The organism is Taklimakanibacter albus (assembly GCF_016595235.1).
In the GTDB taxonomy this organism is placed as follows: Bacteria; Pseudomonadota; Alphaproteobacteria; order Rhizobiales; family Aestuariivirgaceae; genus Taklimakanibacter; species Taklimakanibacter albus.
Genome location: NZ_JAENHL010000006.1, coordinates 509344 through 523677 on the forward strand (window position 1 = coordinate 509344; position 14334 = coordinate 523677).

Below are 14334 nucleotides of genomic sequence, written 5' to 3' on the forward strand. Positions count from 1 at the left end.
CGGCCTATTTCACTTTGGCCAGAACCTTCGCCATCTCATCCGCGGTGAAGGCGGGCAGCGTCTCGGTACGCACATTGCCCGCCATGCCGAGGGTGAGACCGAGCGCGGTGATGCTCGTCACATCCGGCGCCTCGACGACCGAGACGACGTCATACTTTCCCAGGGTCCAGTAGAGCTCTTTGACGGTGGCGCCGTTCTGCTTGGCAAGCTCGCGGAATTTCTCGGCGCGCTTGACCGTGTCCTTGACGGCGCGGATTCCCTGATCGGTAAAGTTCGTGAGGAGAATAAAGGCAGGCATGGTTCAACCTCCCTGCTGGATCCCCCGGAACTACAGAGCGTAGCACAAGCGCGGGCGTTAGGGCAGGGAGGCTATTCCGCGGCGGCGGCGGTGGGCTTGAAGGGCGCCGCACTTGGCATGATTTCGGCCCGGCCATCGCGGAAGCCGATGACGGCGCGGCCATGCTTGAGGTCGAGCGCGATCGCGCCGAACATCTGGCGGCGCCAGCCATTCATCAGCGGCACGTCGGCCTCGTCGTCCTGCGCCACCGCGTCGATATCGGAAGCGCTGGCGAGAAGTCGCGGCGCCAAGCCTTCGCGCTCGGCCACGATCTTGAGCGCGAGCTTGAGGATCTCGGCGGCGGCCTGCGTGCTCTCGGGCATCTTCTCATGCCCGCCGGGAAGTGGCGGCAGGAGCTTCGCGTCGGTCTCGAGCCCGTCCTTGACGGCGACGAGGATCGCCTCGCCGGCGCGCGAATTGCCGAAACCGCGTGGCAATGCGCGTGACGCGTTCAGCGCCTCGCGCGTCTGCGGCATCTGGGTGGCGACCTCGATCAGCGCGTCATCCTTGATGATGCGCTGGCGCGGCACGTTCTTTTCCTGGGCCTCGCGCTCGCGCCAGGCGGCAAGCGCGATCAGGACGCCCAATTGCTTCTTCGAGCGCAGCCGGGTCTTGAGCCGCTTCCAGGCGTCTTCCGGCGCCATATTGTAGGTCTTGGGCGAGGTCAGGACTTCCATTTCCTGCGCCAGCCAGGGCTCGCGGCCAGTCTTGTCGAGCTCTTCTTTCAGCTTCTCATAGACGGTACGCAGATGGGTGACGTCGGATAGCGCGTAATTGAGCTGCTTCTCGGTGAGAGGGCGCCTGGACCAGTCGGTGAAGCGCGAGGACTTGTCGATCTGGGCGCGCGCCAGCTGCCGCACGATCGATTCATAGGAGACCTGGTCGCCGAAGCCGCAGACCATTGCGGCGATCTGCGTGTCGAACACCGGATGTGGCACCCGGCCCGACAGATGCACGAAAATCTCGATATCCTGGCGCGCCGCATGAAAGACCTTGAGGACATTCTCGTTGGTCATCAGCGCGTGGAAGGGCTTGAGGTCGATATCCGGCGCCTTGGGGTCGATGATCGCCTGATGGTTTCCGCCGGCAATCTGGATGAGGCAGAGGTCAGGCCAGAAGGTCTGCTCGCGCATGAATTCGGTATCGACCGTGACATAGGCTTCCCGGGCGAGTTCCTTGACGAGCGCCTTGAGCGCGGATGTGGTGGTGATGACCTCCATAGGGCTCTAAGTCGCGCGAGTCCGGGGCAGGCGTCAAATGATTTGCTGTCTCATTCGCGAAAAATATGGTTTTTCCTTACTTTTCAGTAATTTAAGCCTATTTTCGACTCGTTTTGTCAATTTTCCAGATTTGCCGCAGCGTCGACAGGCATCCGGACCGGAAAAACCGCCTGAAACGGCTAAAACCGCGGGCAACTTGACAATCGCGCCTCCCCATGCGCTTTTCCGCGCTCTTCTACTGATTTTCCGACCCGATTTGCGAGGGATTATGCACGCCTATAGAAGCCATAAATGCGGAGATCTCCGCGAGACGCACCAGGGCAGCGAGACGCGCCTGTCGGGCTGGGTGCATCGCGTGCGCGATCATGGCGGCTTGCTGTTCATCGACCTTCGTGACCATTACGGCCTGACCCAGGTCGTGGCCGACCCCGACAGCCCTGCCTTCAAGACCGCCGAAACCCTGCGCAGCGAATGGGTGATCAAGGTCGACGGCAAGGTGCGCCTGCGCCCCGCCGGCACCGAGAACCACGACCTGCCGACCGGCCTGATCGAGGTCTTCGCCACCAGCATCGAAGTCCTGTCGGAAGCCAAGGAGCTGCCGCTGCCGGTCTTCGGCGACATCGAATATCCCGAGGATGTCCGCCTCAAATACCGCTTCCTCGATTTGCGCCGTGAAGGCCTGCACCGGAACATCATGGCGCGCACCAAGATCATCGCCGAGATGAGGAAGCGCATGGGCGAGGCGGGCTTCACCGAATTCTCGACGCCGATCCTCACCGCGTCGTCGCCCGAAGGGGCGCGTGACTTCCTGGTGCCGTCGCGCATCCATGCCGGCAAGTTCTATGCGCTGCCGCAGGCGCCGCAGCAGTACAAGCAGCTCATCATGGTGTCGGGCTTCGATCGCTATTTCCAGATCGCGCCCTGCTTCCGCGACGAGGACCCGCGCGCCGACCGTCTGCCGGGCGAATTCTACCAGCTCGATCTCGAAATGAGCTTTGTCGAGCAGAACGATGTGCTCACCACCATGGAGCCGGTCCTGCGCTCGGTATTTGAGAGCTTCGCCGAAGGCAAGCCGGTGACGAAGGAATTCCCGCGCATCGCCTATGACGAAGCGATACGCAAATACGGCTCCGACAAGCCCGACCTGCGCAACCCGATCGTGATGCAGGACGTGTCCGAGCATTTCCGGGGATCGGGTTTCAAAGTCTTCGCCAACATCCTCGCCAGCGACGCCAAGAACCAGGTCTGGGCCATTCCGGCCAAGACCGGCGGCTCGCGCGCCTTCTGCGACCGCATGAACGCCTGGGCGCAAAGCGAGGGCCAGCCGGGCTTGGGCTATATCTTCTGGCGCAAGGAAGGCGACAGGCTCGAGGGCGCGGGCCCGATCGCCAAGAATATCGGCGAGCGCACCGAGGCCATCCGCCAGCAGCTCGGCCTCGAAGATGGCGACGCCGCCTTCTTCGTCGCCGGCGATCCGAAGAAATTCGCGACCTTCGCGGGCGCCGCGCGCACCCGCGCCGGCGAGGAATTGAACCTCGTCGACCGCAATCGTTTCGAGCTGTGCTGGATCGTCGACTTCCCCTTCTATGAATGGAGCGAGGAAGAGAAGAAGATCGATTTCGGCCACAACCCGTTCTCCATGCCGCAGGGCGGCATCGAGGCCCTGTCGAAGCAGGACCCGCTGACCATCAAGGCGTTCCAGTACGACATGGTCTGCAACGGCTTCGAGATCGCCTCGGGCGGCATCCGCAACCATTTGCCGGAGACGATGGTCAAAGCCTTCGAGCTCGTGGGCCTGAGCCGTGCGACTGTCGAGGAAAACTTCGGCGGCCTCTATCGCGCTTTCCAGTATGGCGCGCCGCCGCATGGCGGCATGGCGGCCGGCATCGACCGCATCGTCATGCTGCTGGTCGGCGCCAAGAACCTGCGCGAGGTGACGATGTTCCCGATGAACCAGCAGGCCTATGACCTGCTGATGAACGCGCCGTCCGATCCCACGCCGAAGCAGTTGCGCGAATTGCATCTCAGGGTCAATCTGCCCGACAAATAGGGAGCGAAGGATGAGTGGCGGATGGGGCCATTGCGATGAGATCGCCGCTCCGCCATTGGCCGTCCGGGGCGTCCGGTGAACATGCCGCGCCCCATCCTGCCGCGGGACTGGAAGCTGACGCTTCCACGCCACGGCGGGGATTGGGCGGACAAAGCCGAATTCGATGAGCTGTCGCGCCGCTCACTCACCGAGCATCTGACGACGATCCGCTGTCGCGGCCGGCTGAGACCGGGCGAGGTCGCGGTTCTGTGCGTTCTACGCAATGAGGCGGCGCGCCTGCCGCTCTTCTTCGAGCATTACCGGAAGCTCGGGGTCGACCGCTTCTTCATGGTCGACAACAATTCCGACGATGGCTCGCACGAGATGCTGCTGGCCGAGCCACTGGCCGATGTCTTCCACACGACCACGCCTTATTACGACAGTTGCTTCGGCATCTACTGGTATAACGGCCTAGCGCGCGAATACTGCACCGGCAATTGGGTGCTGATGGCCGATGCCGACGAGCTGCTCGTCTATGACGGCATGGAAACGCATGGCCTCGCGGTTTTGGGAGCGTGGCTCAAAAGCCAGGGCTTCGACCGGCTTTTCGGGATCATGCTGGATATATATCCATCCGGCCCGGTCGGACTGGGCAAAAGGGAGATCGCCGATATCCTGGAAAAGGATTGCTGGTTCGACGCGGAAGGTTATTCCGCCCGCCGCCTGCCGACCGGCTGGATCGTGCATGGCGGGTCCCGCCACCGACTCTTCGAGAAGGGCGGCATGGCGGCGCCCATTTCGAAATATCCGTTCTTCGAGATGACGCCGGAGCGCTCGGTTCTCAACGCTCATTATCTGTGGCCCGTCGATACCAGCACGAATGTGGCCTTCGGCGCCTTCCTGCATCTCAAGCTGATGGATGATTTCATCAGGAGATCCGCGGTGAATGAGGCCGAGGGGCAGCATTGGCTGGGTGCGCTGCATTACAGCACGATCAATCGGCGCCTCGCCAACGCTTCGCATATCGTTGCGGTCACCGAGCAGTCGCGGCGTTATACCGGAGCCGCCAGCCTCATGGCGAACCGGATCATTTCACCGATTGCCTGGGACGCTGAGACGCGCCTCGATCATACGCGGCCTTATCTAGTGCTCGGCGAGATCGGCTGGAAATACTGGCGCGCCACGCTTCCGGTGCCGGGCAAGGACTGGGTGCGGGGCGATGAGTTCATCGCCTTGTCGCAACGCTCGCTCAGTGAGCATCTGACGACGATACGATGCCGGGGGACGTTGCGCGACGGCGAGTGTGGCCTGATCTGCGTTCTGCGCAACGAGATCGATCGGCTGCCATTGTTCTTCGAGCATTACCGGAGTCTCGGCGTCACCCGTTTCCTCATCATCGACAACGGCTCCGACGACGGATCGCATGAATTTCTGCTCGCTCAGCCTGATGCCGATATCTTCCTGACCCAGGCGGCATTCAGGGACGGACAGGCCGGCCTTTACTGGGCCAATGCGGTGGCGCGCGCATTCTGCATCGGACACTGGATCCTCAGGGTCGATGCCGACGAACTCCTCGTCTATGACGGCATGGAAGAGCATGATCTGCCACAGCTTGCTGATTGGCTCGACCATTGCGGCCTCGACAGGATTTTCGCGCCGCTTCTCGATATTTACCCGTCCGGTGCCCTGGGCGAGCGACGCCGCAGCGTCACTGACATCCTGAAGGATGATTGCTGGTTCGACACTGAGGGTTACACGCTCAACCGGATCCGGGCCGGATGGGACCTGACCGGCGGAGCCCGCCGTCGCCTGTTCGGGAAGGACGAAGACGAAACCTGGCCGACCTTGTCGAAATACCCTTACTTTCGTATGGCGGACGACACCGTCATCTTCAATCACCATTGGCAATGGCCCTATGACGAGGCCACGGAAGGCCCGCAGGGCGCGTTGATACACCTCAAATTGATCGACGATCTTGCCGAGCGCACTGAGCGTTATGTCCGTGAAGGCCAGCACTTCAATCAATCCATGGACTATCAACGGATTGCGGGCATGCTGGCGGGCCGGCCTGATCTTGTGGCCTTTCATGAAGGCTCAAGCCGTTATCGCGGCCCCCGGAGCCTGGTGCGTCAGTCCTTCATGCTGCCGATCGATTGGGATGCGCCCACCGATCCGGCGGAGATCGAGAAACGCAAGGCCTTTCTCAGGCAGGGACGGCGGCCGCCGAACCGGACGATGTGGACCAGCACACTGCCCGAAGAAGGTGGGGTGTGGGAAAAGCGACAGCAATTCAATTGGGAGTCGCATCGCAGCCTCGCTGAGCATTTGGATATCGTCCGCTGCCGGGGCCCGCTGGCGCCGGGCGAGATCGGCCTTGTCTCCGTCGTGAGAAACGAGGCCATACGTCTTCCGCTCTTCTTCGACCATTACAAGAAGCTCGGCGTGACGAGATTCTTCATGATCGACAACATGTCCGACGACGGATCGCATGAGATCATCGCAGCCGAGTCCCGGGCGGACATCTTCCGGGCGCACGCCTCTTATGCCGAGGGATTAGGCGGCATCTATTGGGCCAATGGGATCGCGCGTGAATTCTGTCGCGGATGCTGGACGGTCCATTCCGATGCCGACGAGTTGCTCGTCTATGATCGCATGGAGGAAAGGCATCTCGCCGACCTCGGTCGGTGGCTGGCGGCCAGGAATCACGACAGGATCCATGGCTTGATGATCGATGTCTATCCCTCGGGCGAAATCGGCCAGGACGGCCGATCCATCGCTGAAATCCTGGCGACCGATTGCTGGTTCGACGGTGATGGTTATGTCGAGACGCGTGAGAAGGGCGGGTGGCTGACGACCGGCGGCCCGCGTCATCGGCTCTTCAACAATGGGCCCGACGTCCATGCCCATTGGCTGTCGAAGCATCCGTTCATCCGGGTTTCGGAGGAGACGAGCATCATCGATGCACATTTCCTCTGGCCGGTCCCCCCTGCCAAACCGGTGGCCCGCGGCGCGCTGCTGCATCTCAAGCTGATGGATGACTTCCAGGCGCGTAGCCGGCGCTATGAGGAGGAGGGGCAGCATGCGCTCGGCTCCCGCGCTTACCAGATCATCAATCAGGAACTCGCCGGTATGCCGAAGCTGGTCGCCCATTATCCGGGTTCCAGACGTTATGCCGGCCCCGCGAGCCTCATCCGCCACGGCATGATGCAGCCCATCGATTGGGATGCCTGAAAGCAAAATGGCCGGGAGAAGCTCCCGGCCATTGTCGTTCGATGATGGTGGCGCCAATCAGTCGTTGGCGGAGATGCTGACGCCCAGCTGGTCGAGTGCTGCGCCCGGATTGTTCGGGTCGAGCGTCATGATCTGCTGGACGGTGATCGGCTGCGCCGGCTTGGCCACGATGGTGAGCGAGCGCGGATCCTTGAGATAGGCATTGACCGCCTCGACCGCCTTCTGGGTGAAAGCCGGGTTCTTGAGCTCGGCGAGGCCGAGCTGAAGCATCGCGCCGGCATTGGCGACCATGGTCGCTTCATCCATGCCCTGCATGGCGGCGAGGAGCGGCAGCACCTTCTTGGTGATCGACTTGTCCTCGAAGCGGAGCGTCACGCGGCTGACCTGAATGCCCTGGACGAGCGGCATGAGGGCGCTTGGATCCGGCTGCGCCTCGTCCTTCAGCTTTTGCAGCTGGCCGACCAAAGCGAGGGGGATCTCACCCGCGCCTGCGCCGATCTTGAGCGTGGCCATGTCCTTGCCGGCATAGGCGATGTCGAAATCGAAGCCCATCTTGTCCGAGCCGATATCCATCGTGCCATTGCCGCCGATGTCGAAGGAAAGAGTCGAGTAGCCGAGCTGCTTGAGCGTGCCTGAGCTGTCGAGCGCCGCGACCGCGGCTTCCGGGACCGTGATATTGCTGATCTTGAAGTCGCTCTTGCCGGCGCCGGTGACCGGATCGCCGTCCCAGGTCATTTCATAGCCGTCGGCCGTGAAATTGTGACCGCCCGCGGCAAGGGTCATCTGGCCCGAGCTCATCTTCTTGGCCACATTCATGCTGGCGCGCAGCAGGTCGGTCGGGCTCGGATTGTCGCCCAGCGCCTTGACATACCAGTATTCGGCCGAACTCTTCGGCACCGAGATGGTGAAGTTGCCTTCGCGGCTGCCCACTTCGATGGTGGTGTCATTATATTCGGCGGCCGCGACCTCGAACAGACCATTGCCCTTGTCGGTGATGCCGCTAAGCGTCACTTTGGCGACATTGAGGGACATTTTGCCCTCGTCCTCGCCAGGAGCCTGCATATTGGCGGAGAGCCCGTCGATGACGACCGAGCCGTCACTGCCGGTGGTGACCGACTTGTAGGTCGGCTTGGTCTGGAGCTGGGTTTCCCAGTTCTTCAGGATCGCGCTGACAAGCGGGGGCTCTTCGGCCGCCCAGGCAGACGTCGCACCCGCCAGGGATGTAGCGAGAATCAAAACGAGCGCCGAGCGCTTGACCAATCTCATATCCTAACCTCTTGAAAAATATTGAATGCCCCACCCGGGCGGCAGACATTAGGTCAAGCGATGGGAAAATCCAATGGCGAACTCGTGGCGAAGTTGCGATTTGGCCGGCCCGAAATGGTGCCAGGCGGGCCGGGTAAGGGTGGAAAATCCCGGCCCTCTGGCCAGTTGAAACGTCAAAGACGAAGGATTAATGTCCGCCGCGGATAATTCCACTCGAGACGGGGCTGTCTCTTAACAAGGGGTTAATATGCGGAAATTGTGGATCGGCGTTGCGGCTGTCCTGGCCGTGACGGGGCTTGCGGTGGGACAGGTGCAGGCCTCGACGCCGAATGTGAAGTCCAACATCACGGTGGCGGACGAGAAGCCGGCGCCTAAGAAGAAGAAGGTCGTCGAGAAGAAGAAGCCTGAGATCAAGAAAGAGCGCCGCGTGACCACACGGCGCGATTGCGGTGGTTTCTTCGAATGCCTGTTCAATACGAAGCGGGTCAGCCGGAGTTCCATGTCGGGCGTGAGCGACCGGACCACCCGTTCGACCGTCTCCTTCGCCGATGCGCAGTACAAGCCGGGCTCGATCGTCGTCCGCACCCCCGAGCGCGCACTTTATTACGTGCTGCCGGGCGGCAAGGCGCTGCGCTACAAGGTCGGCGTCGGCAAGGACGGCTTCCAGTGGAGCGGCAATTCCAAGATCGGCATGAAGAAGGAATGGCCGGATTGGCGCCCGCCCGCGACGATGATCGCGCGTGAAGCCGCCAAGGGCAACAAGATACCGGATTACATGGAAGGCGGTCCGAACAACCCGCTGGGCGCCCGCGCCATGTATATCTCAGGGACCCTGTTCCGCATCCATGGCACCAACAATGCCGCCTCGATCGGCGGTGCGGTGTCCTCCGGCTGCATCCGCATGATGAATTCCGACGTGATCGATCTCTATGAGCGGGTCGCCGTCGGCTCGCGGGTCTATGTCTATCAATAGACCTGGCGAATCCGGGTAAGATGAGCCGCGGGGATTTCCCGCGGCTTTTTTGTTAGAATGATCGCGAGTTTGAGGGGCTCTCATGGACTGGTTTGCGCCGATCGACTCTTATTGCGAACGCCTGCATCCCGGCCTCCTGGCCGAGCCGCTCAATACGCTGAGCAATGCCGCCTTCATCATCGCGGCGATCTGGGCCGCCCGGGCGGCGCTCAGGCGGGGCAACCGCGAGCCGGTCATCTGGCTCCTCATCGCGCTCGTCTTCGTGATCGGTCTCGGCAGCCTGGCCTTCCACACCTTCGCCAATCAATGGTCGGTGCTGGCGGATGTGCTGCCGATCACGGTCTTCATCTATGGCTACCTGGCTTTCGCCCTGCGCCGCTTCCTGGGCTTCGCCTGGTGGAAGATCGCCGGCGCCCTGATCGTCCTGTTCGCCATCACCTTTGTCGCCGAAAACATCCTGCCGCCCGGCTTCATGAACGGCTCGGGCGCCTATCTGCCGGCGCTAGTGGCGAGCGTGCTTGTTTCGATCGAGCTCTTGCGCCGCGGCCATCCGGCCCATCTCAATGTGAGCCTCGCCTCGACGGTCCTGTTCGTGTCGCTGATTTTCCGCACCGCCGACATCGTGCTGTGCTCGCTTTTACCGATCGGCACGCATTTCGTCTGGCACATTCTGAACGGCGTCGTCCTGGCGCTCTATCTCGAGGCGGCGATCCGCTACGGTAGTCGTAAGCCGGTCTGAAGCGGCAAGGCGTGACGACGGGGCTCTTGCCATATCCGGGGGAGCATTTCGGCGCGCCGCGTGCTCCACAAAAAGAACTGGCCCCGGAGGCGCATGCCGTCCGGGGCCCAGTCCTGAAGTATCGCTAAAGAAGATTAGGTCTTCTTCTTGGCGGCCTTCTTCTTCGTAGCCTTCTTAGCAGCTTTCTTCTTAGCAGCTTTCTTCGCAGCCATATCTATTTCTCCTGGTTAAATTAGAGCCCCAATAACGCAGGTAAGCCTCACATCAAACGATCGACAGATGACCCATGAGGAATCAACATTTGTCAGACCGTCATCGCAACGTGTTGTCTACCTGTTTGTGTGATTCGGCAATATGCCGACCACATCTGGTATGTCATCAGAAATCAGCTAACAACCGGTAAACATTGAGAAATCGTAGTTTTTGTCCGTGGACGGATGAAAAAGCCTCGGATTCACGGGAATCGAGCCGGAATCAAGTGTTTTCTTGGTATGATCCGTATACGGAACAGGGCTCTGAATCGACCTCGCCGAGGCCCTTCGGAGGCCGGTTTTTGACTGTGGCGGCAAAGTCACGCCTGTAAAAATATTTGTGGAAGACGGGCTCCGGAAGCTGAATCCGACCGTTGGAGCCGTTCCGAAGCTGCGCTCGGCGACGCGCAAGGAGGGGAATCGGTGCCTCGAATTTTGGCGAACACGACTGCCATCGCCATCATTTCGACCGATGACGGACAATTTCCGGGAGGCGATTGCCCGCAAAAAAATGGCCGGGACATGCCCGGCCATTCTCAGATCGCCATTATGCGGCGCTCACCTCTTATGAGCACCCGCTCGTCGAGCCGCAGGTGTCGCATTTGAGGCAGGTGCCATTGCGCACCATCGTGTAGTTGCCGCACTCGTTGCAGCTGTCGCCCTCATAGCCCTTCATCCGGGCCTCGGTGCGCCGGTCGAACTCCATCACTTGGGGTGCCGCATGCACATGCACGTGCTCCTCGTGATGCTCATGCACATGCACCTCGGCCACGCGGGCCTCGGCGACGGCGAGCGCCGAGGTGCCGTAGCTCTCGGTCGCCCGCATCTGTAGCGCGTGGGCGGGCGAGCCGCTCACCGGCGCGCTCGTCGGCATGACGACGACATTGCGGGTGTTGAGGTTGCGGCGCACGAAGCCCGACGACAGGACCCTGGAGGCGGGCAGCGGTGCCGGCGGCGGTGCGCTGCCGTCGTCCACGCCTTTGCCCAGCGCGTCGAAGCCGATATCGGAGGGCTCGACATGGGCGAGGTCGTGACGGCCGAGATAGGAGACCGCCAGCTCGCGGAACACATAATCGAGGATCGAGGTGGCGTTCTTGATCGACTGGTTGCCCTGGACGAGGCCCGCCGGCTCGAAGCGGGTGAAGGTGAAGGCCTCCACGAACTTCTCGAGCGGCACGCCGTATTGCAGGCCCGTCGACACCGCGATGGCGAAGTTGTTCATCATGGCGCGCAGCGCCGTGCCTTCCTTGTGCATGTCGATGAAGATCTCGCCGAGGCGGCCATCTTCATATTCGCCGGTGTGCAGATAGACCTTGTGGCCGCCGACGATCGCCTTCTGGGTATAGCCCTTGCGGCGCTGCGGCATGACTTCCCGGTCGCGCTTGACCATGACCTCGACGATCTTCTCGACGATGGTCTCGACGCGCTGCACCTGGGTCTTGCCGGCGAGCTGCTCGGCCAGATCCTCCTCAGCCTCATCGTCCTCGATGAGCTGGGCCGAGAGCGGCTGGGAGAGCTTGGAGCCGTCGCGATAGAGGGCGTTGGCCTTCAACGCCAGCTTCCAGGACAGCATATAGGCCGCATTGCATTCCTCGACCGAGGCGTCGTTCGGCATATTGATGGTCTTGGAGATGGCGCCCGAGATGAAGGGCTGGGACGCCGCCATCATGCGGATATGGCTGTCGACCGAGAGATAACGCCTGCCGAGCCGGCCGCACGGATTGGCGCAGTCGAACACCGGCAGGTGCTCATTCTTGAGGCCGGGCGCACCCTCGAGGGTCATGGCGCCGCAGACATGGACATTGGCGCGCTCGACATCGGTCTTCGTGAAGCCGAGATGGCTCAGAAGGTCGAAGCTGAAATCGTTGAGCTGCTCGTCGCTGAGCTTGAGGACGGTCTTGCAGAAGCCTTCACCCAGCACGAACTTGTTGAACACGAACTTGATGTCGAAGGCGGAAGCCAGTCCCGCCTCGATCTTGGTGATCTCGGCGTCGCCGAAGCCCTTGGCCTTGAGCGCCGCATGGTTGATGGCCGGGCTGTCGGCCAGCGACCCGTGGCCCACCGCATAGGAGATGATGGTATCGATCTCGTCCACGCCGTAACCCAGCGTGCGCAGCGCCTCGGGCACCGCCTGGTTGATGATCTTGAAATAGCCGCCGCCGGCGAGCTTCTTGAACTTCACCAGAGCGAAATCAGGCTCGATGCCGGTCGTGTCGCAGTCCATCACGAGGCCGATCGTGCCGGTCGGCGCGATGACGGTCGACTGCGCATTGCGGTAGCCATGCGCCTCGCCGAGCGTCACGGCCTTGTCCCAGGCGGCGCGCGCATGGGTGATGAGGGCCTTGTCGAGGCAGCTCAATTCATCGAGCGGCACCGGCGCGGTCTTGACCCCTTCATAGCCGACGGCGGCGCCATAGGCGGCGCGCCGATGATTGCGCATCACGCGCAGCATGTGGTCGCGGTTCTTCTCGAAGCCGGGGAAGGGGCCCAGCTCCTTGGCCATCTCGGCCGAGGTCGCATAGGAGATGCCGGTCATGATCGCCGAGAGGGCGCCGCAAATGGCGCGGCCTTCATGGCTGTCATAGGGAATGCCGGCGGTCATCAGGAGGCCGCCGATATTGGCGAAGCCGAGGCCCAGCGTGCGGAACTCGTAAGAGAGCCGGGCGATCTCCTTGGACGGGAACTGCGCCATCAGCACCGAGATTTCGAGGACGATGGTCCACAGGCGCACGCCATGCTCGAAGGAGCCGACGTCGAAGACGCCGTCCGCCTGACGGAACTGCAGCAGGTTGAGGGACGCGAGATTGCAGGCCGTGTCGTCGAGGAACATATATTCCGAGCACGGGTTGGAGGCGCGGATTTCACCCGAGGCCGGGCAGGTGTGCCAGTCGTTGATCGTGGTGTGGAACTGGATGCCGGGATCGGCCGATGCCCAGGCGGCATAACCGATCTTGTCCCACAGCGCGCGTGCCGAGGTCGTCTTGGTGGTCTTGCCGGTGAGGCGTGAGATCAGGTCCCAGTTGCGGTCGCTTTCGACGGCATTGAGGAAGCCGTCGGTGACGCGCACCGAATTGTTCGAGTTCTGGCCGGAAACGGTGCGATAGGCCTCGCCGTCCCAATCGGTGTCATAGGTGTCGAAGCTGATATCGGTATAGCCCTGGCGCGCGAACTGGATGACCCGCTTGATGTAGTTGTCGGGCACCATATTGCGGCGCGCATCCTTGACGGCGCGCTTGAGGGCGGGGTTCTTCTCGATCTCGAAGCAGTCGGTGCCGGGGCCTTCGCAATTGACGCAGGCCTTCATGATGGCGGCGAGCGCCTTGCGCACCACCTTCGAGCCGGTGACGAGGGCCGCCACCTTCTGCTCTTCCTTCACCTTCCACTCGATATAGTCCTCGACATCCGGATGGTCGATGTCGACCACCACCATCTTGGCGGCGCGGCGCGTGGTGCCGCCCGACTTGATGGCGCCGGCCGCCCGGTCGCCGATCTTGAGGAAGCTCATGAGGCCGGAGGACTTGCCGCCGCCCGAGAGCTTCTCGTTCTCGCCGCGCAGCTTCGAGAAGTTGGAACCGGTGCCGGAGCCGTATTTGAACAGACGGGCTTCCCGAACCCACAGGTCCATGATGCCGCCTTCGTTGACGAGGTCGTCATCGACCGACTGGATGAAGCAGGCATGCGGCTGCGGGTGCTCATAGGCCGACTTCGACTTGACGAGCTTGCCGGTTTCGAAATCGACATAGTAGTGGCCTTGGCCGGGGCCATCGATGCCATAGGCCCAATGCAGGCCGGTATTGAACCATTGCGGGGAGTTGGGAGCGCATTTCTGCGTGGCGAGCATGAAGCACATCTCGTCATAGAAGGCGCGCGCGTCTTCCTCGCCGTCGAAATAGCCGCCCTTCCAGCCCCAATAGGTCCAGGTGCCGGCGAGACGGTTGAAGACTTCCTTCGAGCTCACTTCGCCACGGGTGCGCTCTTTGACGGGGAGGGTGCCCACGACCGCATCATCGGGTACCGAGCGCCAGAGCCACGAGGGAACGGTCGACTCTTCGACGCGCTTCAGGGCGACGGGGACGCCCGCTTTGCGGAAATACTTTTGCGCCAGGATGTCGGAGGCGACCTGGCTCCAGGAAGAGGGGACTTCGATGTCCGCCAGACGGAACACGATGGAACCATCGGGGTTTTTGATCTCGCTCACCGCCTTTCGGAAATCCAGCCCGTGATAGGCGTCTTGACCAGATTTAGTGTAGCGGCGCTCGATCTTCATGATATCCCTCGTCTTCTTCAA

Annotated in this window: 8 protein-coding genes; 4 read left to right on the plus strand and 4 right to left on the minus strand. The window is 61.9% G+C overall.

What is annotated here, in order from left to right; all coding sequences use genetic code 11:
* Positions 1–4 precede the first annotated feature (4 nt).
* Entirely contained in the window at positions 5–298 is a 294-nt protein-coding gene (locus JHL16_RS07070) for a GYD domain-containing protein (RefSeq protein ID WP_137855371.1), read from the minus strand.
* Positions 299–369: 71 nt separating this feature from the next.
* Positions 370–1557, minus strand: a complete 1188-nt coding sequence (gene rnd, locus JHL16_RS07075; RefSeq protein WP_200184176.1) for a ribonuclease D — start codon at positions 1555–1557, stop codon at positions 370–372.
* A gap of 268 nt (positions 1558–1825) precedes the next feature.
* Between rnd and aspS the strand changes: the two genes are divergently transcribed.
* A complete protein-coding gene (aspS, locus tag JHL16_RS07080; RefSeq protein WP_200184177.1) occupies positions 1826–3607 on the plus strand; it encodes an aspartate--tRNA ligase in 1782 nt (593 codons plus the stop codon).
* Between the two features lie 81 nt (positions 3608–3688).
* Entirely contained in the window at positions 3689–6817 is a 3129-nt protein-coding gene (locus JHL16_RS07085; RefSeq protein WP_200184178.1) for a glycosyltransferase family 2 protein, read from the plus strand.
* A gap of 57 nt (positions 6818–6874) precedes the next feature.
* On the opposite strand, the gene JHL16_RS07090 is transcribed toward JHL16_RS07085, so the two are convergent.
* Entirely contained in the window at positions 6875–8083 is a 1209-nt protein-coding gene (locus tag JHL16_RS07090) for a hypothetical protein (RefSeq protein ID WP_200184179.1), read from the minus strand.
* Positions 8084–8330: 247 nt separating this feature from the next.
* Here JHL16_RS07090 and JHL16_RS07095 point away from each other — a divergent pair, with 247 nt between their 5' ends.
* Both JHL16_RS07095 and JHL16_RS07100 read left to right on the plus strand, forming a co-directional pair.
* Positions 8331–9056, plus strand: a complete 726-nt coding sequence (locus tag JHL16_RS07095) for a L,D-transpeptidase (RefSeq protein ID WP_200184180.1) — start codon at positions 8331–8333, stop codon at positions 9054–9056.
* 82 nt (positions 9057–9138) lie between these two features.
* Entirely contained in the window at positions 9139–9795 is a 657-nt protein-coding gene (locus JHL16_RS07100) for a ceramidase domain-containing protein (protein ID WP_200184181.1), read from the plus strand.
* Positions 9796–10611: 816 nt separating this feature from the next.
* Here the strand turns inward: JHL16_RS07100 and JHL16_RS07105 are convergent.
* A complete protein-coding gene (locus JHL16_RS07105) occupies positions 10612–14313 on the minus strand; it encodes a vitamin B12-dependent ribonucleotide reductase (protein WP_200184182.1) in 3702 nt (1233 codons plus the stop codon).
* Between the last annotated feature and the right edge of the window lie 21 nt (positions 14314–14334).

What these genes read in the sequence shown, in the direction of transcription:
- JHL16_RS07090 (WP_200184179.1), bottom strand. Translation starts at nt 8,083, where the DNA reads ATGAGATTGGTCAAGCGCTCGGCGCTCGTTTTGATTCTCGCTACATCC.
- JHL16_RS07085 (WP_200184178.1), top strand. Translation starts at nt 3,689, where the DNA reads ATGCCGCGCCCCATCCTGCCGCGGGACTGGAAGCTGACGCTTCCACGC.
- JHL16_RS07070 (WP_137855371.1), bottom strand. Translation starts at nt 298, where the DNA reads ATGCCTGCCTTTATTCTCCTCACGAACTTTACCGATCAGGGAATCCGC.
- aspS (WP_200184177.1), top strand. Translation starts at nt 1,826, where the DNA reads ATGCACGCCTATAGAAGCCATAAATGCGGAGATCTCCGCGAGACGCAC.
- rnd (WP_200184176.1), bottom strand. Translation starts at nt 1,557, where the DNA reads ATGGAGGTCATCACCACCACATCCGCGCTCAAGGCGCTCGTCAAGGAA.
- JHL16_RS07100 (WP_200184181.1), top strand. Translation starts at nt 9,139, where the DNA reads ATGGACTGGTTTGCGCCGATCGACTCTTATTGCGAACGCCTGCATCCC.
- JHL16_RS07105 (WP_200184182.1), bottom strand. Translation starts at nt 14,313, where the DNA reads ATGAAGATCGAGCGCCGCTACACTAAATCTGGTCAAGACGCCTATCAC.
- JHL16_RS07095 (WP_200184180.1), top strand. Translation starts at nt 8,331, where the DNA reads ATGCGGAAATTGTGGATCGGCGTTGCGGCTGTCCTGGCCGTGACGGGG.